This is a genomic window from Cryobacterium sp. 10I1 (assembly GCF_035019805.1).
Lineage (GTDB): Bacteria > Actinomycetota > Actinomycetes > Actinomycetales > Microbacteriaceae > Cryobacterium > Cryobacterium glucosi.
In genome coordinates, this window is the sequence record NZ_JASJVF010000560.1 from 1 (window position 1) to 476 (window position 476).

A 476-nucleotide genomic window follows, 5' to 3' on the forward strand; every position below is an offset into this window, starting at 1 on the left:
AACACACGGGCGCCGAGCAAGTGCGCCGGCACCGAGTACTGGCCGTTCTCGAACGTGACCATCGGCGTGTTCTCCGGAACGGCCCGCGTCAAGCCCAGCGCGACGGTGTGCGCGGTGTCAGGGACCCGGTGCAACCGGGGCCGTTCCTCCTCGAGCATCGCGGACGGCTTCCGCCTGGTCGCGCGGTGCTCCCGGGCATTCACCACGGCCATGAACGCCTCGCAGGCCGCTTCGACCTCGGCAAACGAGGCGTAGTCGGGCCGGAGGTTGGTGTCTTTGGGCACGATGTCAGCCTTGGCGAGCTTCACCGAGGACTCCACCCCGCCCTTGGACGCGGGATCCGCCGGCTGGCACGTCAGCACGCTCACCCCGTAGTGGCGGGCGAAGTCCACCGTCTGTGGATTCCGCACCGGCACCCCGGCGACATGGGAGACGGTCACCGTTTTCTCGTTATCGGTCAGGACGTAGGTCGGGGC

At 68.5% G+C, this 476-nt stretch carries 1 pseudogene; it reads right to left on the minus strand.

Annotation, left to right across the window (positions count from 1 at the left end):
• Positions 1-476, minus strand: a pseudogene (locus tag QN345_RS19775) (IS21 family transposase); the annotation flags it as partial.